This is a genomic window from Mucilaginibacter straminoryzae (assembly GCF_022953055.1).
Classification (GTDB): Bacteria; Bacteroidota; Bacteroidia; order Sphingobacteriales; family Sphingobacteriaceae; genus Mucilaginibacter; species Mucilaginibacter straminoryzae.
In genome coordinates, this window is sequence record NZ_JALJEJ010000001.1 from 641,305 (window position 1) to 665,340 (window position 24,036).

The 24,036-nt window shown below is 44.7% G+C and carries 16 protein-coding genes; 10 read left to right on the forward strand and 6 right to left on the reverse strand.

Features of this window, described 5'->3' with window-relative positions; translation table 11 throughout:
- Positions 1–93: 93 nt before the first annotated feature.
- The 3 genes from MUY27_RS02775 to fsa all read right to left on the reverse strand — a co-directional run bounded on the left by MUY27_RS02775 (position 94) and on the right by fsa (position 2,878).
- A complete protein-coding gene (locus MUY27_RS02775; protein ID WP_245128445.1) occupies positions 94–1,053 on the reverse strand; it encodes a transketolase family protein in 960 nt (319 codons plus the stop codon).
- 288 nt (positions 1,054–1,341) lie between these two features.
- Positions 1,342–2,190, reverse strand: a complete 849-nt coding sequence (locus MUY27_RS02780; protein WP_245128446.1) for a transketolase — start codon at positions 2,188–2,190, stop codon at positions 1,342–1,344.
- Between the two features lie 19 nt (positions 2,191–2,209).
- The gene (gene fsa / locus MUY27_RS02785; protein ID WP_245128447.1) at positions 2,210–2,878 is read right to left on the reverse strand and encodes a fructose-6-phosphate aldolase; all 669 of its coding nucleotides are present in this window, start codon (positions 2,876–2,878) and stop codon (positions 2,210–2,212) included.
- Positions 2,879–3,211: 333 nt separating this feature from the next.
- Here fsa and MUY27_RS02790 point away from each other — a divergent pair, with 333 nt between their 5' ends.
- The 5 genes from MUY27_RS02790 to MUY27_RS02810 all read left to right on the forward strand — a co-directional run bounded on the left by MUY27_RS02790 (position 3,212) and on the right by MUY27_RS02810 (position 10,315).
- Entirely contained in the window at positions 3,212–3,580 is a 369-nt protein-coding gene (locus tag MUY27_RS02790) for a response regulator (protein WP_245128448.1), read from the forward strand.
- 136 nt (positions 3,581–3,716) lie between these two features.
- Complete coding sequence (locus tag MUY27_RS02795; protein WP_245128449.1) at positions 3,717–5,096, forward strand: sensor histidine kinase; 1,380 nt, start codon at positions 3,717–3,719, stop codon at positions 5,094–5,096.
- 178 nt (positions 5,097–5,274) lie between these two features.
- Positions 5,275–6,426 (forward strand): acyltransferase family protein, encoded by a 1,152-nt coding sequence (locus tag MUY27_RS02800; protein WP_245128450.1) that lies wholly within the window; start codon positions 5,275–5,277, stop codon positions 6,424–6,426.
- A gap of 87 nt (positions 6,427–6,513) precedes the next feature.
- On the forward strand, positions 6,514–7,866 hold the full coding sequence (locus tag MUY27_RS02805; protein WP_245128451.1) for a sigma-54-dependent transcriptional regulator: 1,353 nt from the start codon (positions 6,514–6,516) through the stop codon (positions 7,864–7,866).
- Positions 7,847–10,315 (forward strand): PAS domain-containing hybrid sensor histidine kinase/response regulator, encoded by a 2,469-nt coding sequence (locus MUY27_RS02810; RefSeq protein WP_245128452.1) that lies wholly within the window; start codon positions 7,847–7,849, stop codon positions 10,313–10,315. Before MUY27_RS02805 ends, MUY27_RS02810 begins: the two co-directional genes overlap by 20 nt.
- Here the strand turns inward: MUY27_RS02810 and MUY27_RS02815 are convergent.
- From MUY27_RS02815 to MUY27_RS02825, 3 genes are all read right to left on the reverse strand, one after another.
- Entirely contained in the window at positions 10,289–11,386 is a 1,098-nt protein-coding gene (locus MUY27_RS02815; protein ID WP_245128453.1) for a COX15/CtaA family protein, read from the reverse strand. The two genes, MUY27_RS02810 and MUY27_RS02815, sit on opposite strands and share 27 nt — an antisense overlap.
- A 174-nt stretch (positions 11,387–11,560) precedes the next feature.
- The gene (locus tag MUY27_RS02820) at positions 11,561–12,028 is read right to left on the reverse strand and encodes a DUF983 domain-containing protein (protein WP_245128454.1); all 468 of its coding nucleotides are present in this window, start codon (positions 12,026–12,028) and stop codon (positions 11,561–11,563) included.
- A complete protein-coding gene (locus MUY27_RS02825) occupies positions 12,025–12,906 on the reverse strand; it encodes an AraC family transcriptional regulator (RefSeq protein WP_245128455.1) in 882 nt (293 codons plus the stop codon). The genes MUY27_RS02820 and MUY27_RS02825 overlap by 4 nt, the downstream gene beginning before the upstream one ends.
- Before the next feature lie 295 nt (positions 12,907–13,201).
- Here MUY27_RS02825 and MUY27_RS02830 point away from each other — a divergent pair, with 295 nt between their 5' ends.
- From MUY27_RS02830 to MUY27_RS02850, 5 genes are all read left to right on the forward strand, one after another.
- On the forward strand, positions 13,202–15,301 hold the full coding sequence (locus tag MUY27_RS02830) for an LruC domain-containing protein (protein ID WP_245128456.1): 2,100 nt from the start codon (positions 13,202–13,204) through the stop codon (positions 15,299–15,301).
- Between the two features lie 792 nt (positions 15,302–16,093).
- Positions 16,094–17,422, forward strand: coding sequence for a nucleotide sugar dehydrogenase (locus MUY27_RS02835; protein ID WP_245128457.1), 1,329 nt, complete (start codon positions 16,094–16,096; stop codon positions 17,420–17,422).
- 173 nt (positions 17,423–17,595) lie between these two features.
- Positions 17,596–19,569, forward strand: a complete 1,974-nt coding sequence (locus MUY27_RS02840; RefSeq protein WP_245128458.1) for an ATP-binding protein — start codon at positions 17,596–17,598, stop codon at positions 19,567–19,569.
- 154 nt (positions 19,570–19,723) lie between these two features.
- Positions 19,724–23,155: a response regulator gene (locus MUY27_RS02845; RefSeq protein ID WP_245128459.1), complete on the forward strand. Its 3,432-nt coding sequence runs from the start codon at positions 19,724–19,726 to the stop codon at positions 23,153–23,155.
- Between the two features lie 2 nt (positions 23,156–23,157).
- On the forward strand, positions 23,158–23,988 hold the full coding sequence (locus MUY27_RS02850) for a CheR family methyltransferase (RefSeq protein WP_245128460.1): 831 nt from the start codon (positions 23,158–23,160) through the stop codon (positions 23,986–23,988).
- Positions 23,989–24,036 lie beyond the last annotated feature (48 nt).

Consider the following 24,036-nt stretch of genomic DNA (forward strand, 5'->3'; position numbering starts at 1 on the left):
CTTGACACCAATTAAATCTAAGAATAAAACCCATCTTGAGATGGCAGATCAAGGCTGATCTGATTTGAGAGAATATTAACTTTATTGTAAAACTTACTTTTGTTTTCTGGCGATGGCATTTTTAGCAGCGATGACGATGTGCTTGCTGTCGAGGCCATACTTGGTCATGAGCTGCTCAGGGGTACCGGACTCGCCGAAAGAATCATTCACGGCGATGTACTCCTGCGGTGCAGGATAATGTTTGGCCAGTACCTGCGCTACGCTGTCACCCAGGCCGCCGAGGCGGTTATGCTCTTCAGCCGTGACCACACAACCCGTTTTACGTACCGAAGCTAAAATGGCTTCCTCGTCCAAAGGTTTGATGGTGTGGATGTTGATAATCTCGGCATCGATGCCTTCTTCGGCTAACTGTTCCCCCGCTAAAATGGCTTCCCAAACCAGGTGCCCGGTTGCAAAAATGGATACAGCTTTCCCTTCATTGACCATCCAAGCCTTGCCGATCTCGAACTTCTGATCAGGATCGGTAAAGATGGGTACAACCGGACGGCCGAACCGCAGGTATACCGGGCCATGATGCTTGGCAATAGCAATGGTAGCAGCTTTGGTCTGGTTGTAATCACAAGGATTAATAACGGTCATGCCCGGCAGCATCTTCATCATGCCCAGGTCTTCCAGGATCTGGTGGGTCGCACCATCCTCGCCCAGGGTTAAACCCGCGTGCGAAGCGCAGATCTTCACGTTCTTGTCCGAATATGCGATGGACTGACGGATCTGGTCATAAACGCGCCCGGTAGAGAAGTTGGCAAAGGTACCGGTAAAAGGGATCTTACCGCCGATGGTTAACCCGGCAGCAATACCCATCATGTTGGCTTCGGCAATACCGACCTGGAAGAAACGCTCAGGGAAGGCATTGATAAAGTCCTGCATTTTAAGCGAGCCTACCAGGTCGGCACAAAGGGCCACCACCTGGTCGTTTTGCTTACCCGCTTCGAGTAAGCCCGCCCCAAAACCGGAACGGGTATCTTTTTTATCTGTGTAAGTGTATTTTTTCATTATTCAGTTTTCAGGTTCGGGTATTCAGTTGCGTGTTAAGGGTGTGCACATACTGTCATTGATCTCCTTCCACCCGCTCCCCGCACCTCGCTACTCGTAACTATCTTGTTTCTTAGCCTCTTTTTAAATCCTCCTCGGTAGGGAGAACTTTAGATTGAGTTTTATTTGTTGTGTTAAGTCTTGACTCTTAGCCCCTTCTTAAATCCTCCCCGGTAGGGAGGACTTTAAAAGGCTTTATGGTTAATGTCTTGACTCTTGATTCTTGTTTCTTGGCTCTGCCGAAGGCCGTTAATAATCTCCCAGTGTTTCTTCCAGTTGCGCTAAAGCCTGTGCTAACTGCGCATCGTTCGGTGCAACACCATGCCATTTGTGGCTGCCCATCATAAAGTCGACGCCATAGCCCATTTCGGTATGCATCAGGATCACGACAGGTTTACCCTGGCCGGTACGGCTTTTCGCTTCTGTAAGAGTAGCCAGTAAAGCTTCCATAACATTGCCTTGGGTTTCCAGTACATCCCAGCCGAAAGCTGCCCACTTGGCATGCAGGTCGCCTAAAGATAACACCTTACTGGTCGGCCCGTCAATCTGCTGGCCGTTGTAATCTACGGTAGCAATTAAGTTGTCTACTTTGTTGTGTGCGGCAAACATCATGGCTTCCCAGATCTGGCCTTCCTGTAATTCGCCGTCGCCATGCAGGGTATACACTAAAGCGTCGTCCCCGTTCAGCTTTTTAGCTAAAGCGGCGCCGATACCTACAGATAAACCCTGGCCCAAAGAACCCGAAGCGATGCGTACACCTGGTAAGCCTTCGTGGGTAGTCGGGTGGCCCTGTAGCCTGGAATTCAGCTTACGGAAAGTACCCAGCTCTGCTTTATCGAAATAACCGGAATGGGCTAAAACGGAATAGAAAACCGGGGAGATGTGCCCGTTGGACAGGAAGAAGAGATCCTGGCCTTTGCCGTCCATATCAAAAGGGACAGGCTGGTGCTTCATCACAGAAAAATAAAGGGCAACCAGGAAATCGGTACAACCGAGTGAACCACCCGGGTGACCGGACTGGCAGCCGTGCACCATGCGTACAATGTCGCGCCTCACCTGCGAGGATACGCGCTTTAATTCAGTAATATCGTTCGTCATTAATTATAAAAGTCAATATTTAAACTTTAGCCGCTTGTTCTGCCTTGGCATGGTCTGCCAGGAATTGCGCTAAGCCATTGTCTGTTAACGGGTGCTTCAGCAGGGCAGTAATGGCACTCAGCGGACCGGTGATTACATCTGCACCCACTTTTGCGCAATTTACAATGTGCATGGCGTGGCGAACAGAAGCAGCCAGAATCTGGGTTTCGTAACCATAGTTGTCATAGATCAGACGGATGTCTTCGATCAGTTGCATCCCGTCGGTAGAAACATCATCCAGACGGCCGATGAAAGGAGATACATAAGTTGCACCTGCTTTAGCCGCTAGCAAAGCCTGCCCAGCAGAGAATACCAGTGTACAGTTGGTACGTATACCCTGATCGGTAAAGTAACGGATAGCTTTTACACCGTCTTTAATCATCGGTACTTTTACCACAATCTTTTCGTGCAGTTTGGCTAAAGCTTCGCCTTCGGCAACCATTTCGTCAAAAGTGGTCGAGATTACTTCAGCGCTTACATCGCCATCCACAATTTCGCAAATGGCCTTATAATGGTTGATCACGTTATCATGACCAGAGATACCTTCTTTAGCCATCAAAGATGGGTTAGTGGTTACCCCGTCAAGAATACCTAAATCGTATGCTTCTTTGATCTGTGCCAGGTTAGCTGTATCAATAAAAAATTTCATATCTGCTTATCATGCTTTCGCCCAAATGGGGCAGTCGGCCGGTTTAATTTTAGTTACAGCAGTAAAGTTGTAAAATAAAATTGAAATATCAACAATCGATTGCATATAAAAAATCATTTTTGATTTTTTATAGATTTCGAGACTGTTCTCATTAGATTCACTGTTGCTTATTAATCTATTGTTTTACTTGATATTATATGGTGTATAGTTGGCTATCATGATTTCTTAATAAATGAAATCGGTTGCATAATTAAAACGCTTTTGAAGAAAAGTATTTGCTTTTCTTTGAATAAAAAATGCGAGGTGTTAATTTTGAATTAACAGAAACCGGTCATGAAAAAGAAAGTTCTCCTGATAGAAGATAACCAGGATATAAGGGAAAGTGCAGCCGAACTGTTAGCGCTTTGTGGCTTCGAGGTATTTGTTGCAGAAAGCGGTGAAGAAGGCTTGTTACTTATCCGGAACCAACCTGACGTGGTGATATCTGATGTGGTGATGCAAAACATGAGCGGCTATGAAGTATTTAACCGATTGCAAGCCGATGAAAGCACCCGTAACATCCCTTTTATTTTCACAACCGCGCTTTCTGAAAAGAAAGATCAGCTGAAAGCTTTTGAATTGGGTGTGCAAAATTATCTGATTAAACCCTATGACGAGCGGGAGCTTTTAAGCTGTATAAAAAAATGTCTTCAGATCGAATAGCCGGTATGCAATTCTTGCCCCGTGTTTGATAAATCTCCGTATTTGCTATGTTTCAGATCATTTTTTTAATGCCTGAAACACGACAGTTTTGTACTTTATTACTGTAGGCTTGCAGTAATAATAAGGTATAATAAGCATGTCTGTAAGTTTTTTTGAAACGCTAACTGCCCAGATCCGGAAAAACCTGTCTGTACTTTGTGTAGTTTCTTTCGGGGCGGTTATCGCTGCGGGGATGGTTTCGCTTTATTATTTCCATGCGCAAGACCGTAAAGAACTGGCTGTAGAAAGTATGCATATATTGCTGAACAAAGCCACTGTTGCCGAACAGCATTTGAGCGAAGCTTTCATATCCAGGTCACTCTATAGCGACCAGAATAAAACCGTTTTTAATCGCCTGGCGCTTGCCGGGGTAGACAAGGCGCTATTGGTTCTGGATACGTTGGAACAAACAAAAAGTACGGGCACGTACCCAACCATTCAATCTACGCTAAAGTTACTGAGGGCATTACAGGCAGCCTGGCAGCCAACAGGAACCGCTGAAAATAGTTTGAGCGTTGCTGATCAGCAAAAGGCGATGAGGCAAATATTGTTTAATCTGGAAAGTGTGCGCCAGCGCGAAAGCAAAATGCTGCAAACCTTAACCGGCGATAACCAGCGCTTACGCCGGCGTACAGAAACGGTGATCATTTCGGGTACGGTTTTGATCCTGATCATGACCACGCTGCTTATTCTTTTTTCTATTGCAGAATATCGTAACAGAAGGAAAGTTCAGGAAAAAGAGGCCGAACTGGATCTGTTGAAAGAGAACTTTATTACGCTGGCTTCGCACGAGTTCAGAACACCGTTGAGCGCTATTCAGCTGTCGGCATCTCTTCTGGCAAAGTACGCTGTTAAAAGCGAGATGCAGCAGGTGGATAAGCACGCCGCCAAAATAAGGGAGAATGTTTATCACCTGAAGTGTATGCTGGAAGACTTCCTTTCGGTAGAGCAATTGCACAAAGGTGATATACAGCCCGTATTAGAATGGTTTGATGTAGACTTGCTGGCCGAGGAAATTTTCAGGGAGAGCAGGGGCTTGTTTCAGCAGGGGCAGGAATTTTCTTATGCCTGTAATACCCGCGGATTGCAGGCTTTTTTAGATAGAAGGCTGCTTAAGGCAACAGTTATTACTTTATTATCAAATGCAGCGAAATATTCTGGCGAACATACTGCAATTACACTGCATATCCAGGTAAGCGGAAACATGCTCGAACTGGTGGTGAAAGATAACGGCAAAGGGATTTCCGGCGAACAGCAGCGCAAGTTGTTCGATCCCTTTTATCGCGTTCAGCAAAATGGAAATATCCCCGGCACGGGGCTGGGTTTGTACGTAGCCCGCAAATATGTAGAACTGATGAATGGTCGCCTTGGTGTGTTCAGTATTCCTAACCGGGAAACCTCTTTTCGTATTGTATTTCCATCCGCTGCTGGTTATGCAAGTGCAGAAGGGGGCTTGGATATAGCGGTATCCATATAAAGGTTGTCACCCATCTCTCTCAAAGGTAATATATCTTCCCAGCCAGTTAATGATTCCAAGTTTTGAAGATATTTTCTAAAATATAGAAAATGCTTTTTTATAAGGTGTTGATTTTCAGTGGTTATTTGTTTTGGCATAAGCTTGGTAAAGCCGTTTGTCAATCTAAAGACAATAACCAATGGCACCACTTATCCTTTATAATTCAGAACTAAATTTCCGTTCTTCGGGTAATCATAACCCTGGGAGCGCAATTGGCGAAAGTCTCTTTAAGAGATACGCTTCAAGGATGAACATCATCCGGTTTTGTGCGATGCTGTCAATTGTTTGGGGGCACAGCCTTTACGGCTGGGAGAAAGGGGTTTTCAGCGATGCGCAGTTCAGGCTAATGCAGCCCCTGATGCTGGAAGCGGGAAGATTAGGCACCATATGCTTTTTCATTATTTCCGGGTTCTTTGTGCACGATAAAGTGCTGGACGGAAGCATTGCGGTTTATTTAAAAAACACGTTTCATAAGCAATTGCTGCCTTGGCTGGCCTGCCTGTCGTTATTTGTTTCGATTGAAACCTTCCATCAGCCCTACCATGGGGTTTCAGATACCATGAAACTGATTTGTACTCTTTACAAAGCTTATGTATTTCACGCGGCATTCTGGTTTATACCCGTTTCAATTATTTCTTCGCTTATATTGTTATTACTAAGAAGATGGGTGTTCAAGATGCATTTTGGGGGGATACTGCTTCTTGTTTCACTGTTTTATGCCGTGAACCTGTATTTCGGCTGGATATCAGCTAACCACACCAAAGCGTTTGCCGGTTATATCTTTTATATGTGGCTGGGGCTACAGTTGCGCTCCCGGCTGGTTACGTTTCATAACTATATCTCGCGCCTGTCAGATCGCACCGTTTTAATACTATTGGTAAGCGCCTTTTTGTTAGCCTGTTTAGAAGGCAGGTTATTGACAAGCGTTGGTTCTGAAGATCCATACGCTTCGCTGCGCGTTACCAATGGTTTTGCCTCGGTTATCTTTTTTACAGCCTTATTAAAGTCGTCACATTTTCGTTTTATCAGCCATCTTAATCCAAGGAAATACATTTACGGGGTTTACCTTATTCATTGCATTATTATTACCGAAATGATGCCGCTGATGAGCGGTGTCGCTTCTGCAACACATGTATCCAGTCATCTGGCTTTGTACATCGTACTGCAAGTCTTGTTCTTTTCGCTGGCAATGGCAATATCCTACGTTTCTGTATGCTTATTTTACCATTTTAAAGTAGTGTTCAGAGGAACAGAAGTGTGCAGCGAAAAAATGATTCTTGCCACAAATTAATTCATATTAAATTCGTAAATATGTATGACGTAACTTAATAACGTTATTGGCGTAAAAACGTCAAACCCCTGATTAATTATTCCTAAGATGCTGATTTTCATTGTAGAGGACGACCCTTGGTTCGGTGAGTTGCTTAAACATCACATCTCGCTGAACCCGGATTATGAGGTGTGCCTTTTTTCTACAGCAAAAGAATGCCTGGAGAAAATGTACTTGCAGCCCATGCTGGTCAGCATTGACCTGAACCTGCCAGATAGTACCGGATCGCAACTCTACAGAAAGATCAGGAAGGCAGACGGGAACGTGCCCGTTGTGGTGATCAGCGCGCAGGAAAGTGTCAGCGAAGCCGTGGCTCTTTTAAAAAGTGGAGTTTACGATTATATCCTGAAGGATGAAAATACCCGTGATCTGTTCTGGAATACGATAAACCGGTATCGCGAAACGCTTGCTTTAAAAGAAGAGGTGAGGGTGCTGGAAGATCAATTAATCTCTAAATACGATTTCTCCAAAATCATTAAAGGGAATAGCAAGACCATGCAGCCCGTGTTTGCGCTAATGGAGAAAGCCGCAAGAACCAACATTAATGTGCTGATCTCCGGAGAAACCGGAACCGGAAAAGAACTGGTGGCAAAGGCCATTCATGCTAACAGCTCGCGAAGGAAAAAACCTTTTGTTGCCGTAAATATGGCCGCCATACCGACCGAACTGGTGGAAAGTGAGCTGTTTGGTTATGAAAAAGGTGCTTTTACCGGTGCAATGCAGCGTAAAATCGGGAAGTTTGAAGAAGCAAACGGCGGCACCCTGTTCCTGGATGAAATCGGCGAGCTTAATATTTCTGTACAAAGCAAATTGTTGCGCGCCCTGCAGGAACGCGAGATCACGCGCATTGGCGGCTCCGGGAAAATTCCTGTTGATATTCGGTTGATCACGGCGACGAACCGCGAATTAGCAGACGAAGTAAAGAATGGTACTTTTAGGGAAGATCTTTACTATCGGATATTTGGGTTACCCATCGAACTACCGCCCTTACGGCATAGGGAAGGTGATATTTTATTTCTGGCCGGCTATTTTCTACGCGAATTTGTCAAGGCCAATAATGTGGGCGATGTTTCATTGACGCGAGATGCTGAAGAGAAGCTAATACAATATACTTATCCCGGCAATGTACGCGAGTTGCGTAGTATTATAGAACTGGCAGCGGTGCTATGCGAGAAGAACCACATTTCGCCGGGTGATATTCGCTTTAAGCCCGTAACTTCAAAAGGGATGCCCGTTGCCGGGGAAAAGTCATTACGCGATCATACCCTGGAAATTATTAACTACTATCTGTCTACCTATCAGCATAATATTCCTTTGGTGGCTGAAAAGCTAAAAATAGGAAAATCAACCATTTATAAAATTCTAAAGGAAGGTAAGGCATATGCGGACTGCGAAGGATAAGGAATGTGTAAATGCAGATAAGGCTGAATTACTCAAAAGCAAGCGCGCTCAGTTAGAGCAGCTTCGTCTGGAAATTGCGCAATTGGAAGCTTCCGAGGAAGGGGTTCCTGGCAGCCACGATGAGCATACCGCCAAAGGCACGGATACTAACCTGGAGGCTACAGCACTCCGATTATTCACCACGATTGCCAGCTTACAGGAAGGTGTTTTGATGGAGGATGAGCATAGGAAAATCATCCTGACTAACCAGGCCTTTTGCGATATGTTTCAAATATCCGCACCACCCGAGGCCCTGGCGGGTGCCGATTGCAGCGCTTCTGCTGAACAATTTAAACATATGCTGGTAGATGAGGAGGGGTTTGTTACTGCTATTGAAAGCGCTTTGGCAGGCCGGCAATTGGTAACTGCAGAAATTATTGCTTTTAAGGATGGAAGGACATACCAGCGCGATTTTATCCCCGTGATCAGCAATGGGAAGTACATGGGGCATTTGTGGAAATATAAGGATATTACCAAGCGACAGAATGCCGAACTGGCCCTGAAGCGCCGGGAAGAAAAGTACCGCGGGATTATAGAAAACATGAACCTTGGCTTGTTAGAGGTTGATCTGGAAGAGCGCATTACGTACGCCAATGAAAGCTTTTGCCGTATGACCAGTTTCAGTCCAGAGGAGTTGGTTGGTCGCATTGCATCAGAGGTGATGCTGAAGGAGGACCATATCCCGGTTATGGCAGAAAAAAACGCTTTACGAAAACAAGGTGTTTCTGATAGCTATGAAATTGCTTTTACCGATAGGTATGGGCAACAAAAGTGGTTCCTGATTAGTGGCGCACCTTTGTATAATGATCAGCGTGAATTGATTGGTTCTATCGGGATACATCTGGAGATTACCAATCAGAAACAGCTGGAAGCAGATTTACGAGAGGCAAAAGCCCATGCAGAAGAATCATCCAGGGCGAAGGAGATCTTTTTGGCTAACATGAGCCATGAGATCCGCACACCGATGAATGCCATTTTAGGCATGAGCGGTCTGCTGGCTAAAACAAGATTATCTAAAGATCAGGCTAAGTATTTAAAAGCCATTAGTTCTTCAGCAGAGAACCTGCTGGTGATTATTAACGATATCCTGGACCACTCGAAGATCGAAGCCGGTAAACTGGATATCGAGCATATTGGTTTCAGACCTGCAGACGTATTCGATCAACTGACAAGAACGTTCCAGTTCCGCGCCGAAGAAAAAGGCTTACAACTGAAAGTAAATATCGCAGAAGCTATACCGGAAATACTGATCGGTGACCCGTATCGCCTCAATCAGGTGCTCATCAACCTAATGAGTAATGCCATTAAGTTTACAGACTATGGAAGTGTAAAAATTTACTGCGATTTTGATACCGGGGGTATCGCTTCTAAAAGTATCCGCTTTACCGTAAAAGATACTGGTATAGGTATTGAAGAGAGTTACCAGGATAAGATATTCGAAGCATTTAGCCAGGAAGATACTTCTGTTACCCGGAAGTTTGGCGGTACCGGTTTGGGGCTAAGTATCTCTAAAAGACTGGTTGAACTGATGGGCGGTGAGCTAAGCGTAACCAGCGCAAAAGATAAAGGCACCATTGTTTCCTTTGCGTTGGAACTGCCCGAAGGCGCTCCGTCTGATTTGCCGGTACAGCGGACAGAGAACGGAGTCAATACTGGGCTGATCAATAAAAAGATCTTATTGGTTGAGGATAATCCCTTTAACCGTTTGCTCGCTGTGACGCTGCTAAACCAATATGGCATTAAGGTTACCGAAGCTTACAATGGCAAAGAAGCCATTGCTTGCCTGCTTGAGGATAGTTTCGACCTGGTCTTGATGGATATGCAAATGCCGGAAATGAACGGTTTGGAAGCAACCGCAGCTATCCGCAACAGCCTGGGATTATCAGTTCCCATTATTGCTTTAACGGCCAGCGCAACCAAAGGCGAAGCCGAGAAATGTTTAAGAGTGGGGATGAACGATTACTTGTCTAAACCTTTTACCGAAAGCGAACTGATCAATGTGATTGGCAGATGGCTGCATGTAACTACAGAGGTGCCGCCCCTGCTATCCGAGAGAAGCCCGACGAAGGAGGCAGGAATAGACTTTGCCAAGTTGGAAGCCTTTGCCAGGACAGACCGGGCTTTTAGTATCAAAATGCTAAGCTTGTTCCTGGAACAGAATAGCATCGTGATAAAAAAACTAGCGCACCTAAATCCTTCGGCTGAACTGGAGCAGATAAAGTATGCCTTGCATAAATTAAAACCAAGCCTACAGTTATTAATTGGGAAGGATTTTGTAGACGGGCAAATTAATCCGGTTTTGCGTTCAGCAAGGGTTGAATACGAAGAAATAAAACTAATAAGGGAAGGCTTGGAACGGGTTAACGCAGCAGCCGAAGCCGAGCTAAGAAAGCTGACGATATCGGTTTAGCTTAACTGTGCTAATAGTGCGCTTTCCTACGCTAAGTGATTGATTGACGAGTATAGACGCCAGTAACAGGATTGCCGTTAACTGATGAAGCGCCGCGTAATAGATCAATTGCCCGGAAGGGCTGTTAAGTAGCGTAAGCACTCCCAACGCCACTTGTATCGTCACTAAAGCAAGTGGCAGCGCGTGTATTAGGGCCGTTTTTTTATCTCCTCCGGATTTTCTTTGTGTGAAAAAGGATATCAACACCAGGATGGCGATCAGATAAGCCAAGCCGCGATGAACAAATTGTATCACGAAGGGATTAAGCGGTTTTGTCTGGCTGGCTTGTGTCATGGCCTCCCAGGGAATCCATTGCCCGTTGATAGCTGGCCAGGTTGGTGCATATAAAGCCGCGTGAGAACCTGACATCAACGCCCCGAAAACCAGTTGCACGAATAGTAAAATAAGCAGTAAACTATTCAGATTTTGTGTTCGCAAAGACCTGGTACCTGCACCACTGCGCAAATTAAACCGCCGGGTAGTAATCACCACCAGATAACTGAACAACAGCATAGCGCTGATGAAGTGAACCGCAAGCGCAACAGGGTTTACCGTTGTCGCGGTATCGTTTAATCCGGTTTTTACCATCACCCATCCAATTAATCCCTGTAATGCTCCTAACAGGAACAGGATAAAAAGATTAATACCCAACCGACGGTTGATCCACCCCCTTACCACAAACAGCAAAAAGGGAAGGGCAAAAACAAGGGCAATCAGCCGTGCCCATTCGCGGTGCAGCCATTCCCAAAGAAATATGTGTTTGTAGTCTGTAAGCGTGAACTGGTAATTGATCTTCTTAAACTGCGCAATCTGCTGATATTGGTGGAAGCTGTTTTGCCAGCTTTGTTCGTTCAGTGGAGGCAACGCGCCTAAAAGCGGTTTCCACTCGGTGATGGACAAGCCAGAGCCGGTTAAACGGGTAATGCCGCCAAGTACAATTTGTATCGCCAGCATGGCAGCACCTGCGATTAGCCAGGTATTCACCGCGCGTCGCCCTTTTTCGCTATTGCTCCTGTACCTTCTTTTGATCATTACGGGGGCAAAGCTTTTAAAAAATCCCCCTGATAAAAATGAGTGCAGTCACTTTTGCGATGATTAATTAAAAGCCACCAGCAGGAAAAGTTTCTGTTGCCAGAAGGGCAGGATAAAAACAAGAACGTCCGGAAAGGCAACCCTTCCGGACGTTGTTACGAGTGAATAATCTTGTTAATGTTTATCTGCTTTCCGATAGTCGGGTTTAGCACGTTCCGGATCGAAATGTAAACCCGGGGTTAGCCAAAATAACAGTATAATACGGGAATAACGAAAGGTAAGCGGCGAAAACAGGAAAGCAGGGATCAGCGTAACCGCAATGTATACCCATGGGTTCCAGCTATGGCTTAAAATGTAGGTAGCCACCGCAAAAGTAACCATGATGGCTACGTTCATGGCATAGCTTACAAACATAGCCACATAAAAGTAACCTGGCTCCACCTCGAAGTGAAAGCCGCAATGCGGGCAGTTCTCATTCATTTTTTGCCCGAAAAGCTGCATCGGGCCGGTTGCAAACATGTTGCCTGTGCGACATTTCGGGCATTTACCGTGCAGGGCAGCCTTAAACCCCGAATGAATATATGGTGCGCCGTTATCCTGATTTTCTTTCATGCTGTTGGTATCAATAGTTAACGTTTTCATTTTGTATGTGATTTAATTTCGTTTCTGAATTCTTCAGGTGTTACGCCTTCCAGCTTCTTAAAAAACTTGGTGAAGTAAGAGTTGTCCTGGAAATTAAGCTCGCCTGCTATTTCCGTTACAGAAAGGTTGAAGTTTACCAGCAGGCGTTTGGCTTCTAATACTACCCGTTTCCGTATCACTTCACCGGCAGAAATTCCCAGCAGGTCGTTACAAAGCGCATTTAAATGATTAGGTGTAATGTAAAGCATGGCAGCATACTCTTTAGGCATGCGCAACGCCTTGTAGTTTTGGTCTATTAGTTTCTGGAAGTTTTTGAGCAGCGTGTAATTGTATGATGGAACGGTGGCAGCCGGTGCTGGCAAACTTGTGCGGCTGATGGTAATAAAAAGTTCGAGTAAAAGCAGGCGTACCATATCTGCAGAAAGCGGGTTGCCATGCTCGCTTTCATTAATTAACTGCTCGAAAATAGCAATGGCCTTTTGCTGCACATCGCCTGCGAGGTTGATCACCTGGTAATCAATGTTGCCGCTGAAAAAAGGGAACTGCTCCAGGTAATCAGCATTTTGCAGGAAAGACTGAAAGAAAGCCGGGGAAAAGTTAACGACGTAGCCATCTGTCTTACCTTCAAAGCTCCAGCTATGTACCTGCCCGGGAATCATAAAGTAGATCTGGTGCGGTGTAACCGGGAAATTTTTGAAATCTATAGCGTGATGTCCGCTGCCTTCGGTAAATAGTACCAGGTGATAGAAGTTATGGCGGTGGGGTAAGTGCAAATTTTTATGCACCTGCAGGTACGCCCCAAATCGGCTGATCAGTATATCTTCCTGCGTATACTTAGAAAGTGTACCTATGTCGTAAACTGGGAAGATTTCTTTCATAATGAAACAAAGATACAGGGAACATAATGACGGTAATGGTGTGTTTTGTGGAATTTGTGGTACTTATTACCGATAAGTAAAGTTTACCATTAACTTTCCATGAAGTTGCAATAATTATTTCCCTTCTTATCTCCGTAAACTTATACTGGGGTATAATCACCACACTTTAGTGGGGAAAGTATTCCTCATGCTTATTCGTATAAACTCCTTTATTTGTAGAAATTCCTAAGCTTTAAGTACTTTCAATTGTTGGTTTGAAGTTTGCGTATGGGGTATCATCGAGATACCAAACTTTATGAAAAAATTTACTCTTCTTTGTGCTGCAGCTGCGTTAACCTTTTTTTCGGCATGTAAAAAAGATAGTGCTTCCAGCTCTGCAAATCCGGGTTCGTCATCGGCAACTAAAATTGCACCGGACGGATTTAACTTCAGCACCACCAAAAACGTTAATCTTAACCTTACCTTGCAAACCAATAACGGCGCTGCCCTTGCTGGTGTAGTGGTAAGCGTTTACACACCTGGTAACACCAACCCTCAGGACGCCATATTTAAAGGTGTTACAGATAAATCCGGAAAGTTGACCGCTACGTTATCAGTGCCTTCTTATCTTGATAAAGTGGTGATTGATCCGGCTTATATCGGCGTACTTAGAAATGCTACCGCTGCTATCAATAATAATGCGGTTACCGCTACCATCGGTGGGGCAAACGGTTACAGCGGCGATATTATTCCAGACGCAGTTAATAACAACCCAAGTGCAACCACAACCAGCAGGATCAGTATTAACGGCGCCAATAGCCTGGAAATTGGTTATCCAACAGGATACACTGCTTCAAATGCATTTCAAAGCCCAACTAATCTTGGCCGCCCGGCTTACTTGGAGCCAACAGGCGACGTAATTGAGCAATCCCTGCTTTCTTACGTGAATGCCTCTCTTCCAGAGCAAGTGGCTGTACCAGATAAGCATCCTGAATATCTGAGCGGAAATGCCGTACATACCATTAATGTTACTGCCAAATCTGATGTCTGGATTACTTTCGTAGCCGAAGGTGCAGGTTACCAGAATACGCTTGCTTATTATACTTATAAAACCAATAACCCGCCGACACAAGTGGGTGGCGGAACTTCAGCAAACGGCATTGATAAGATCACTTACATCTTCCCGAATGCTTCTGCTTCAGGTTCTGGCGGTGGTTTGAAATCTGGTGATAAAGTAAAACTGGGCACATTCGATGCCGGTACATCTATCGGTTTCGTGCTGATCCAAAACGCGTGGACAGGTAGTGGTGTAAATGCAAATGCGCAGAAGTTTTATACTCAGGACGAATTCAACCCCGAAAATACTGCTGCTTTGCGCAAACATACCGTATTGTTGTATGACGATGTTCACAAGCTATACCTGTTAGGTTTCGAAGACCTGAACAGGCAAAACGGAAACTCTGATAACGATTTCAACGATCTGGTAATTTACGCTACTTCAAACCCGGTTACCGCAATTTCTAATAACGGTGTTGCTCCGATTGATAAAGGCGGCGATTCAGACGGTGATGGTGTGCAGGATGCACAGGATGCTTTCCCTAACGACCCTACCAAAGCTTATATCAGCTATTATCCAAGCGCTAATACTTATTCCACTCTTGCCTTCGAAGATAACTGGCCTAAAAAAGGCGATTACGACATGAACGACCTTGTAGTGAACTACCGTTATACTTTCTACAAAAATGCATCAAATGCAGTTGTTGAAATGCAGGGCGAGTTTAATGCAGTAGCTTCAGGTGCTTCTTTCCACAATGGCTTCGGCGTACAGTTACCGGTGTCAGCTTCTTCTGTAACATCTGTTACCGGCCAGCAAGCTATCAGTAATTACATCACATTTGCATCAAATGGTGTAGAGGCCGGTCAGAGCAAAGCGGTAATCATTCCGTTTGATAACCACGAGGCGGTTATTAAAAATCCCGACGGCGCTTATTTCATCAATACGTTAACTACCAAACCAAAAGTAACCGGCACTACGGCTACCGTGAATATTAAATTTAACACGCCGGTAACCCTGGATGTTACCGCATTCAATCCGTTCCTGATCAGCGATCTTCGCCGTGGTTACGAAATCCACTTACCTGGATTTACGCCTACAGATAAGGCAAATACTGCACTTTTTGGAACCGACGACGATAATTCAAAACCGGGTTCAGGCCGTTATTATTTAAGCGGCGACAACTGGCCATGGGCAATGAGTTTCAATACCCAATTCAATTACCCGATAGAACAGGTGAACCTGAAAGACGCTTATCCGCACTTCCTTGACTGGGCAAGCTCTGGCGGTAGCTTATTTACAGATTGGTACACTAATACAGGTGCCGGGTACAGGGTAAATTCAAATATCTATAGTAAATAATTTTCATAGAACAAATGCTTCAGCCGGGCTGCCTCAAAAGGGTAGCCCTTTTATTTTATATTATTTTGTATTTGTGAGAAAATATTATATATTAGGTTTATAATAACTAAACCGTAAAACTTATTACAATGGAAAGGAATTATTTCAGAGGATTATCAATTAAACACCTCGTATTTTTTATCGCCTTTATGTCGGTTACGCTCTATAGTTTTACAGGTAGTAGCGATAAAAGTAAAAGGCATCTTAAAACTAGTTCATCCAGGAAGGTTTCACTTACAGCGTTGAATGTCCAATATGCTTGTTTAACTGCTGCTCAAGTCCAGTCATTTGGCTGTAGACCTACAGGTGTTGACCAGGCAAGCCTAACTGTAAGATCTGATGGTAGTTGGGATTTTTCAGCACATTACTGTTGTAATATCAGCCCTAAGACTTGTTCTCATTCAGGTACTGGCAGGTCTACCGGACCGGGCAGTCTGAAACATGCCGAGTGGTCTATTAACAGTCAAGGGTGCCTTGCGTTAACTGTTCAACAGACGTATTAGACCTATTTGTTTTTATTCATAGTATTCTATATTTCTTAATATTCCCTTTTGAAGGCCATTGAAGCTGGCTTTTAAAAGGGGATATTATCAGTAAGGTTCTATCCTATCGTCTCAATCAATTTTCGATGATCCTTAATAGTAACATAAAAACAATCTGTGCAAACACACCGTTTATGGTTACAGCTTTGATTCAAAAGCGTAATTGTTTATAAACATAAAGTTGCTTGTATATTTACCGGCCGGAGAATTGATGGCAACGCGCCGCAATTCTGCCCTGTCAGGAATTTTTAAATCATCGTCGGTGAATAATTATCGTATTGCTATTATCGGTTTAGGCTATGTGGGGCTGCCGCTTGCGGTGGAGTTTGCAAAAAAATATCGTGTTACCGGGTTTGATATTGATAACGCACGTATTGCGGGTCTACAGCAATTAGAGGATAAAACACGCGAGGTGCCGTCGGAAGTGTTAAGTAGCGTACTGGACCGTCAGGGTGATTTCGGTTTGCAGTTTTCTTCAGAACTAGCGTCAATTAAAGATTGTAATATCTACATCGTTACGGTACCTACGCCCATCAATAAATTTAAAGCGCCTAATTTAGGGCCACTGCTCCGGGCATCAGAAATGATCGGCGAAATATTAAAACCGGGTGATATCGTCATTTACGAATCGACGGTATACCCTGGCTGTACAGAGGAAGATTGTGTGCCGGTATTGGAAAAGAAGTCGGGGTTGAAATTCAACCAGGATTTTTTCTGCGGTTATTCGCCGGAAAGGATCAACCCTGGCGATAAAATAAATACGCTTACTAAAATAAAAAAGGTAACCTCTGGCTCTACCCCTGCCGTGGCTGATACTGTTGATGCGTTATACGCCAGTATTATCACTGCCGGAACCCACCGTGCGCCGAGCATCAAGGTGGCAGAAGCTTCAAAGGCCATTGAAAATGCACAGCGTGATATAAACATTTCCTTCGTAAATGAGCTTGCCCTGATCTTTGATAAGATAGGCATTGATACTACCGATGTAATAGAAGCTGCGAGTACTAAATGGAACTTCCTGAAATATAAACCGGGGCTTGTTGGCGGGCATTGTATCGGTGTCGATCCTTATTACCTGGCCCATAAAGCCGAAGCATTAGGCTATCATCCGCAGGTGATCTTATCAGGCCGCCGGGTGAATGATACCATGGGCATGTTTGTAGCTAGTAAGGTTGTTAAGCTGATGATCAGTAACGGCGGTTCGGTTAAGGGGGCCAATGCGCTGATCTTAGGGGTTACGTTTAAAGAGAACTGCCCAGACATCCGTAATTCAAAGGTGATTGATATTTATAACGAGCTAATGCAGTTTGGTTTGCTGGTAGATGTTTATGACCCATATGCCGACCCGGGTGAGGTAAAAGAAGAATACGGTATAGCGCTAGTTCAACAACTGAATAAGCAGTATGATGCTATCGTACTGGCGGTTTGTCACCGCGACTTCGTCGATTTGGATTACCAGGCGTTGAAGAAAGATGCAAATGCGGTGATTTTTGATACAAAGTCCTGTCTGGACAGGGCGTTAGTAAACGGCCGCTTATAACTTTAAATATCTTCAAACAAAACCTGTGTTTCCTCAGTTAAAAAATCAACTTTGATGATCGGCAGGGCCATGTGCCAGTTGATTATTAATAGTGCGAAATCCTTTCAATTAAAGGTTAAATTAAAAGGATCCGACGATTTTTTAGTGGTATATTTGTTGTTTTTCGACACATAATGTCTGATTATAACCTGTTTTTATCTGATCAACAATTACTGGACGTACTGGCGGTCACTAATCATCCTACCGCTATTCACATCGGCGAAGACGCTTTAATCCAGGTAGCAAATGATGCTATGCTCCGAGTTTGGGGCAAAGATAAAAGCGTGATAGGTAAGTCGCTCGGCGATGCCCTTCCCGAATTGAAAGGCCAGCCATTTTTAGATATGTTTAAGAAGGTATGGCATGAAGGCATAACCATCTCGGGAACAGATACCGCTGCCGATTTGGTTGTAGACGGTAGATTGCAAACCTTTTATTTCGATTTTGAATATCGTGCTATAAAAGATACCAACGGTAAAACATTTGCCATTCTTCATCAGGCTACAGATATTACTGAAAGGATTTTAAGCAAGCAGCGCGAGCAAAACCTGATTGAGCAGCTTACTGCGACAAATGAAGAGATCTCTAGTAATAATGAGGAATTAGCGGCTATAAATGAAGAGCTTTTCGCGACTACCGAAGAATTGACCATTTCTAATGACCGGCTCAGGAGCATGCATGATACCCTCCTGTCAAGCGAAAGCCGTTTCCGTCAATTGGTAGACCAGGCGCCAATCGCGATCTGCGTTATCCGTGCCTATGATCTCCGGGTCGAAATCGTTAATGACAATTACGTAAAACTGGTAGGCAAGCACCGTACTGACCTTGAACAAAGAAACATCTGGGAAGTAGTGCCCGAGGCGGAAGCTGCTTTTGCGCCTGTTATGAACGGCGTAATAGAAACGGGTATACCCTTTGTGGCTAACGAAGCAGAGGTGGTTTTGGTACGAGATGGCTTGCCGGAAAAAGTTTATCTGAATTTTGTTTACGAACCGCTTAAAGATGCAGATGGTACTGTTAGTGCGGTTTTGGTAGTTGCAGTTGAAGTAACCGAACTGGTAGCATCGCGGCAGCGGATAGAGGACGCCGAAGAGCGCGTGCGGCTGGCAACCGAGGCTGCAGAGATTGGCACGTTTGAGCTGAATGTGGCTAATCGGGATCTGATTACCTCATCACGATTTAACAAGATTTTTGGGTACAATACCAGTGTAACGAGCCATATGGTAGACCGTTCCATTTATCCCGAAGACCGCGAATTAAGACATGCTGCGCACGAAAAGGCAATGATTTCGGGTTCGCTTTTTTATGAAGCGCGGATCATATTACCTGACGAAACTATGCGATGGATGCGTGCTACGGGTAAGGTGTTTTTTGATAGAGCGCATAAGCCAGTACGCATGTTAGGTACCGTACAGGACATCACCGATTTTAAGCAACTACAGCAGCAGAAAGACGACTTTATCAGCATTGCCAGCCACGAGCTGAAAACCCCGATCACTAGTTTAAAAGCTTCCCTGCAACTGCTGGATAAAATGAAGGAAAATCCTTCTAAAGAATTTATGCCGCGATTAATAGCGCAGGCCAGGAAAAGTATCCAGCGGGTAAGTGCTTTGGTAGAAGACCTGCTTAACGTAAGCCGTTTGCAACAAACCGAGATACAGTTAAATAAAACAGGGTTTGTTTTAGCAGATCTGGTACGCAACTGTTGCGAAACATTACTGTACCACGAGGGGCAGGCGCTAAAGCTTACCGGCGACCTTGATCTGCTGATCAATGCAGACGAACACCGCATAGAGCAAGTGATCATCAACCTGGTTAATAATGCCATCAAATATGCCCCGGGTACCGATCAGCTTTTAATTGATATTACACGCGAACAAGATTTTGTAAAGGTTGCTGTAACTGATAAAGGTCCCGGCGTTCCGGCAGACCGTATCGCGCATTTGTTCGACAGGTATTATCGTGTGGAAGGGCAAGGCTACAATTCATCAGGGTTAGGTCTGGGCCTTTATATCAGTTCAGAGATCATCAAACATCACGGCGGGCAGATAGGCGTTGAAAGCGAATTGGGTGCAGGCGCTACATTTTATTTTACTTTGCCGCTTTAATAAAGCTTAGCTAATCATAAACTTTTTACTCCTCAATCATAGTTTGTTATAACGGGTAAGCAACATTCTCGCTTGTTGCCGGATAGTCTGTTATAACTTTTAGATCGATAATCTCGTATATTGCTGTTTATTATAAACGCGTCCCGCATAAAAAATGATAAAGCTCAACTTCAGGCAGCAGGTGCTCATCGGCTTCGCCATCTCTATCATACTTGTTTTTGTTGTAGGTATTTTTTCTTACAATGATATTAACCAATTACAGGAAGATAACAACTGGGTAGACCACAGCTACCAGATGATAGAAACATCAGACCAGTTATTACAGAACCTGGTAGATGCAGAAACCGGTACCCGCGGATTTGTAGCCAGCGGAAGCGAGTTGTTTTTACAGCCCTTTGATGCAGCGCTTCCCCAGATTACCCTTAACCTGGATAAGCTGAAAAAGCTGATAGCAAATGATGCCGATCAGCAGAAGATCATTGTCAGGCTTGCTGCAGCGGTGCAGGCGCAGGAAGGCATTCTGAGGAAAAATATCGCTGCGCGGAAAAACTATGGTTTGCAGTATATCCTACAGCAGGATATCTTATCGTCCGGTAAGGTAAATATGGATAACATCCGCTTGCTGGTGAAGTCCCTGCGCGACAGCGAGTACCGGCTGTTGAATGAGCGCAAAGTCAAAACTGCGCAAAGCACCAGTACTACCATTGTTACTATTGTTTCTGGCAGTGTAATCTTCCTGGTCATCATATTGTTGCTTTTTGTGTATATCCAGCGCACATTTAATCAGCAGAAAGAAACAGAAGCCGTTATTACCAGTACCAACCAGGAATTACAGGAGGTGCTGGCAGAGAACGAGCAAAAGAACTGGCTGCTTACGGGCACGGCCAGGCTTAACGACCAGATGCAGGGCCAGCAATCTGAACGCGAGCTAAGCGACCATGTTTTGCAGGAAATTTGTACTTACAGCAGCGCACGCTCGGGTACGCTTTACCTGTACAACCAGCAGGCAGAGGTACTGGAACTATTTGCCCAGTATGCTTTCCATGATCTGGATGTACTTAAAAACAAGATCAGGTTGGGCGAAGGCTGGATAGGCCAGGTGGCAAAAAATAGAAAGTCGGCACTAGTAAAAGCAGAGCTGAATAATAAGCACCTTATACAAACCGGTTCATCTGCACATACTTTGTCGCAGGTTTATATGGTGCCTTTCTTTTATGACAAGGTTTTAAAAGGTGTGATTGAACTGGCCTTTGAGCAGGAGCCCGCTGATTCTATAAAAAACTATATCGAAAGAGTAAGCAGCGATGTGGGAATTGCCGTAAACACCGCCCAGGCACGTACCATTATGCAGGACCTGTTTGCCGAAACACAGCAGCAGGCAGAAGAACTGGAAGCGCAGCAGGAGGAAATGCGCGTGACCAATGAGGAATTGTTGAGCAAGACCGAAATGTTGCAGGCTTCTGAAGAAGAGCTTCGGGTACAGCAGGACGAATTGCGGGCAATTAATGCCGAACTGGAAGAAAAGGCAAGTTTGCTGGAAGAAAAAAATCAGGCTATTGAGCAAGCCCGTTTAGCGATAGACGAGAAGGTGAAAGAACTGGAAGCATCAGGCAGGTATAAGTCTGAATTTTTGGCCAATATGAGCCATGAATTACGTACCCCGCTTAACAGCATTCTGGTACTGGCCCGTATACTGAAAGAAAATAAAGCCGGTAACCTGTCTGAAGACCAAACGAAGTATGCGCGGGTAATCTTCAACGCCGGGAATGACCTGTTGACACTGATCAATGATATCCTCGACCTGTCAAAAATCGAGTCAGGTAAGCTGGAGATGCTGAATGAAAGTGTACGAGTAGCAGAAATTGCCGAGAGTATGGAGTCGCTTTTTGCTGAATTAGCGGCACATAAAAAGATCAGTTTTGTTACCAACTGGCAGCAGGCGCCGGCATTTATGGTTACCGATAAGGTAAGGGTAGAACAGGTAATTAAAAACTTGCTATCCAACGCCTTTAAGTTTACCAGCGAAGGCGGTTCCATTGTGCTCGATATCCGTGCAGATGCCACCGGCGATAAAATCAGTTTTAGTGTAAAAGATACCGGTATTGGTATCCCGTACGAAAAACAGAAGATTATTTTTGAAGCCTTTCAGCAAGCGGATGGTTCTACCAATCGTAAATATGGTGGTACCGGCTTAGGGCTTTCTATTAGCCGCGAACTGGCTGCATTGTTGGGTGGCCAGCTTTCATTAGTGAGCGAACCAGGCGTCGGCAGCGAGTTTACGCTTACTTTGCCAGTTACCGCTGCTGACGTGGTAGCAGTAAGCCCCCCTGTAAAAGAACCGGAACCTGTGCGGCCTGTTACCCATAACGCCACGCCGTTACCTAAAATTGTACCTGTAAATACCGAAGCGCGCATCGTAATTGTAGAAGACGATGTAAATTTTGCAGGGGTATTAAAAACCTATGCCGAGGAGCACGGCTATACCGCAACGCTGGTGCATGATGGTCTTTCGGCCGTAGATATGATCATCAGGGAAGAACCCGATGCCGTGATATTAGATATTATGCTGCCCGGTAAGGATGGCTGGCAGATCCTGAAAGAATTGAAACATCACCCGGCTACTGCGCATATCCCGGTGCACTTAATGTCCGGAGCAGAAGCTTCCATTAATAAAGTTCAGAACGAAGGAGCGATCAGCTTCCTGAAAAAGCCTATCGATATAGAACAGCTCGATCATTTATTCGAAGATCTTTTTGGCTATACCGAGGGCGGCAAACAGGTGCTGCTGGTAGAAGATCACCAGGACCAAAGCGAAGCGTTGAAAAAGCTGTTGGAAGATCAGCAGATCACCGTCGATCAGGCGTTTACCGGCGAAAAGGCTTTCGATCTGTTGCAGAACGGAAACTATCAGTGCGTGATACTGGATCTTAACCTGCCAGATGTTTCCGGCCTGGATCTGCTGGACCGCATTAAAGCGATAGATCGTTTCCACGAACTCCCGGTGATTATCAACACGGCTATGGAACTGGATAAAGAACAGGTGAACAGGTTGATGAGCTATACGCATGCGATGGTGATCAAAACTGCAAAATCTGCCGACCGGCTGATTGACGAAGTAAACCTTTTCCTGCATAAAGTAAGCGCAGAAGCAACGCAGCCCGGCAATGGCGGGGTTAAAGCTCCGTCGAAAAGTCCCACAAAAACAGATTTACTGAAAGGGAAGAAAGTGCTGCTGGTAGATGACGACATGCGCAATATTTTTGCTTTGAGCAGTGCGCTGCAATCATATGATCTGGAGGTTGAAATAGCGAATGATGGGGAAGAAGCATTGGAAAAGCTGGATAATATTATTGGTGTAGATCTGGTGCTGATGGATATCATGATGCCTAAAATGGATGGTTATGAGGCCATGCGCGAGATCAGGAAGCAAAGCAGGTTTAAAAAGCTGCCCGTTATTGCTTTAACAGCGAAGGCGATGAAGGATGATAAGGAAAAATGTATAGCGGCGGGTGCTAATGACTACATTACCAAGCCGGTAGATGTGGACAGGTTAATTGCCATGATGCAATTGTGGTTAAGTAAGTAGCAATGCCTAATTCGAGATTTGTAGTAACGGCAGAAGAAATGACAGAGCTGGTGGCGCTGGTAAACAAGCTCTACGATTTCGATTTCTCGCAATATTCTAAAGCCTCTTTCAAAAGAAGGCTGGTAAGGCTAATGGAATTAAAGCGCCTTACCTTTTACGATCTGAAACACGAACTGGTTAACTCGCCGGCGTTTTTCCAGGAGTTTTTAGACGAAATTACCGTGAACGTTACCGAAATGTTCCGTGATCCGGCATTTTACAAATCGCTATTGACGCAGGTATTGCCTTACCTTAATTCGTTTAACAGGGTAAATATCTGGAGTGCGGGGTGCTCTACCGGCGAAGAGTTATACTCGATCTCTATTTTATTGAAAGAAGCCGGGTTGAAAAATAAAACGCTGCTGTATGGTACGGATATTAACACCTCTGTAATTAAAACGGCCAAGAAGGGGATATACCAGTTATCTAAAGTTAAAAGCTATGCGGCCAATTACCAGGCAACCGGCCTGCCCGGCTCCATTACCCAGCATTTTACTATGATGTATGATGCCGCCATTATACAGGCCGAACTGAAACAGTACACTACTTTTTCTGTTCACAACCTGCTTTCAGATGGGGTATTCAACCAGTTTCACCTCATCAGTTGCCGTAACGTTTTTATTTATTTTGAGCCGGCTTTGCAGGAAAAAATACTGGGACTGTTTTACGAAAGCCTGGTGCCTTTTGGTTTTTTGTGTTTAGGCAGCCGCGAAACTTTGCGGTCTGACTATTTTCGGAAAAAGTTCCGGGTGATTGATCAGCAGCAGAACATTTACCAGAAGATTACACAATAAGGTTTTATAATCGGCGGCGATCGCAGAATTATTTTATTTTTGAGAAAA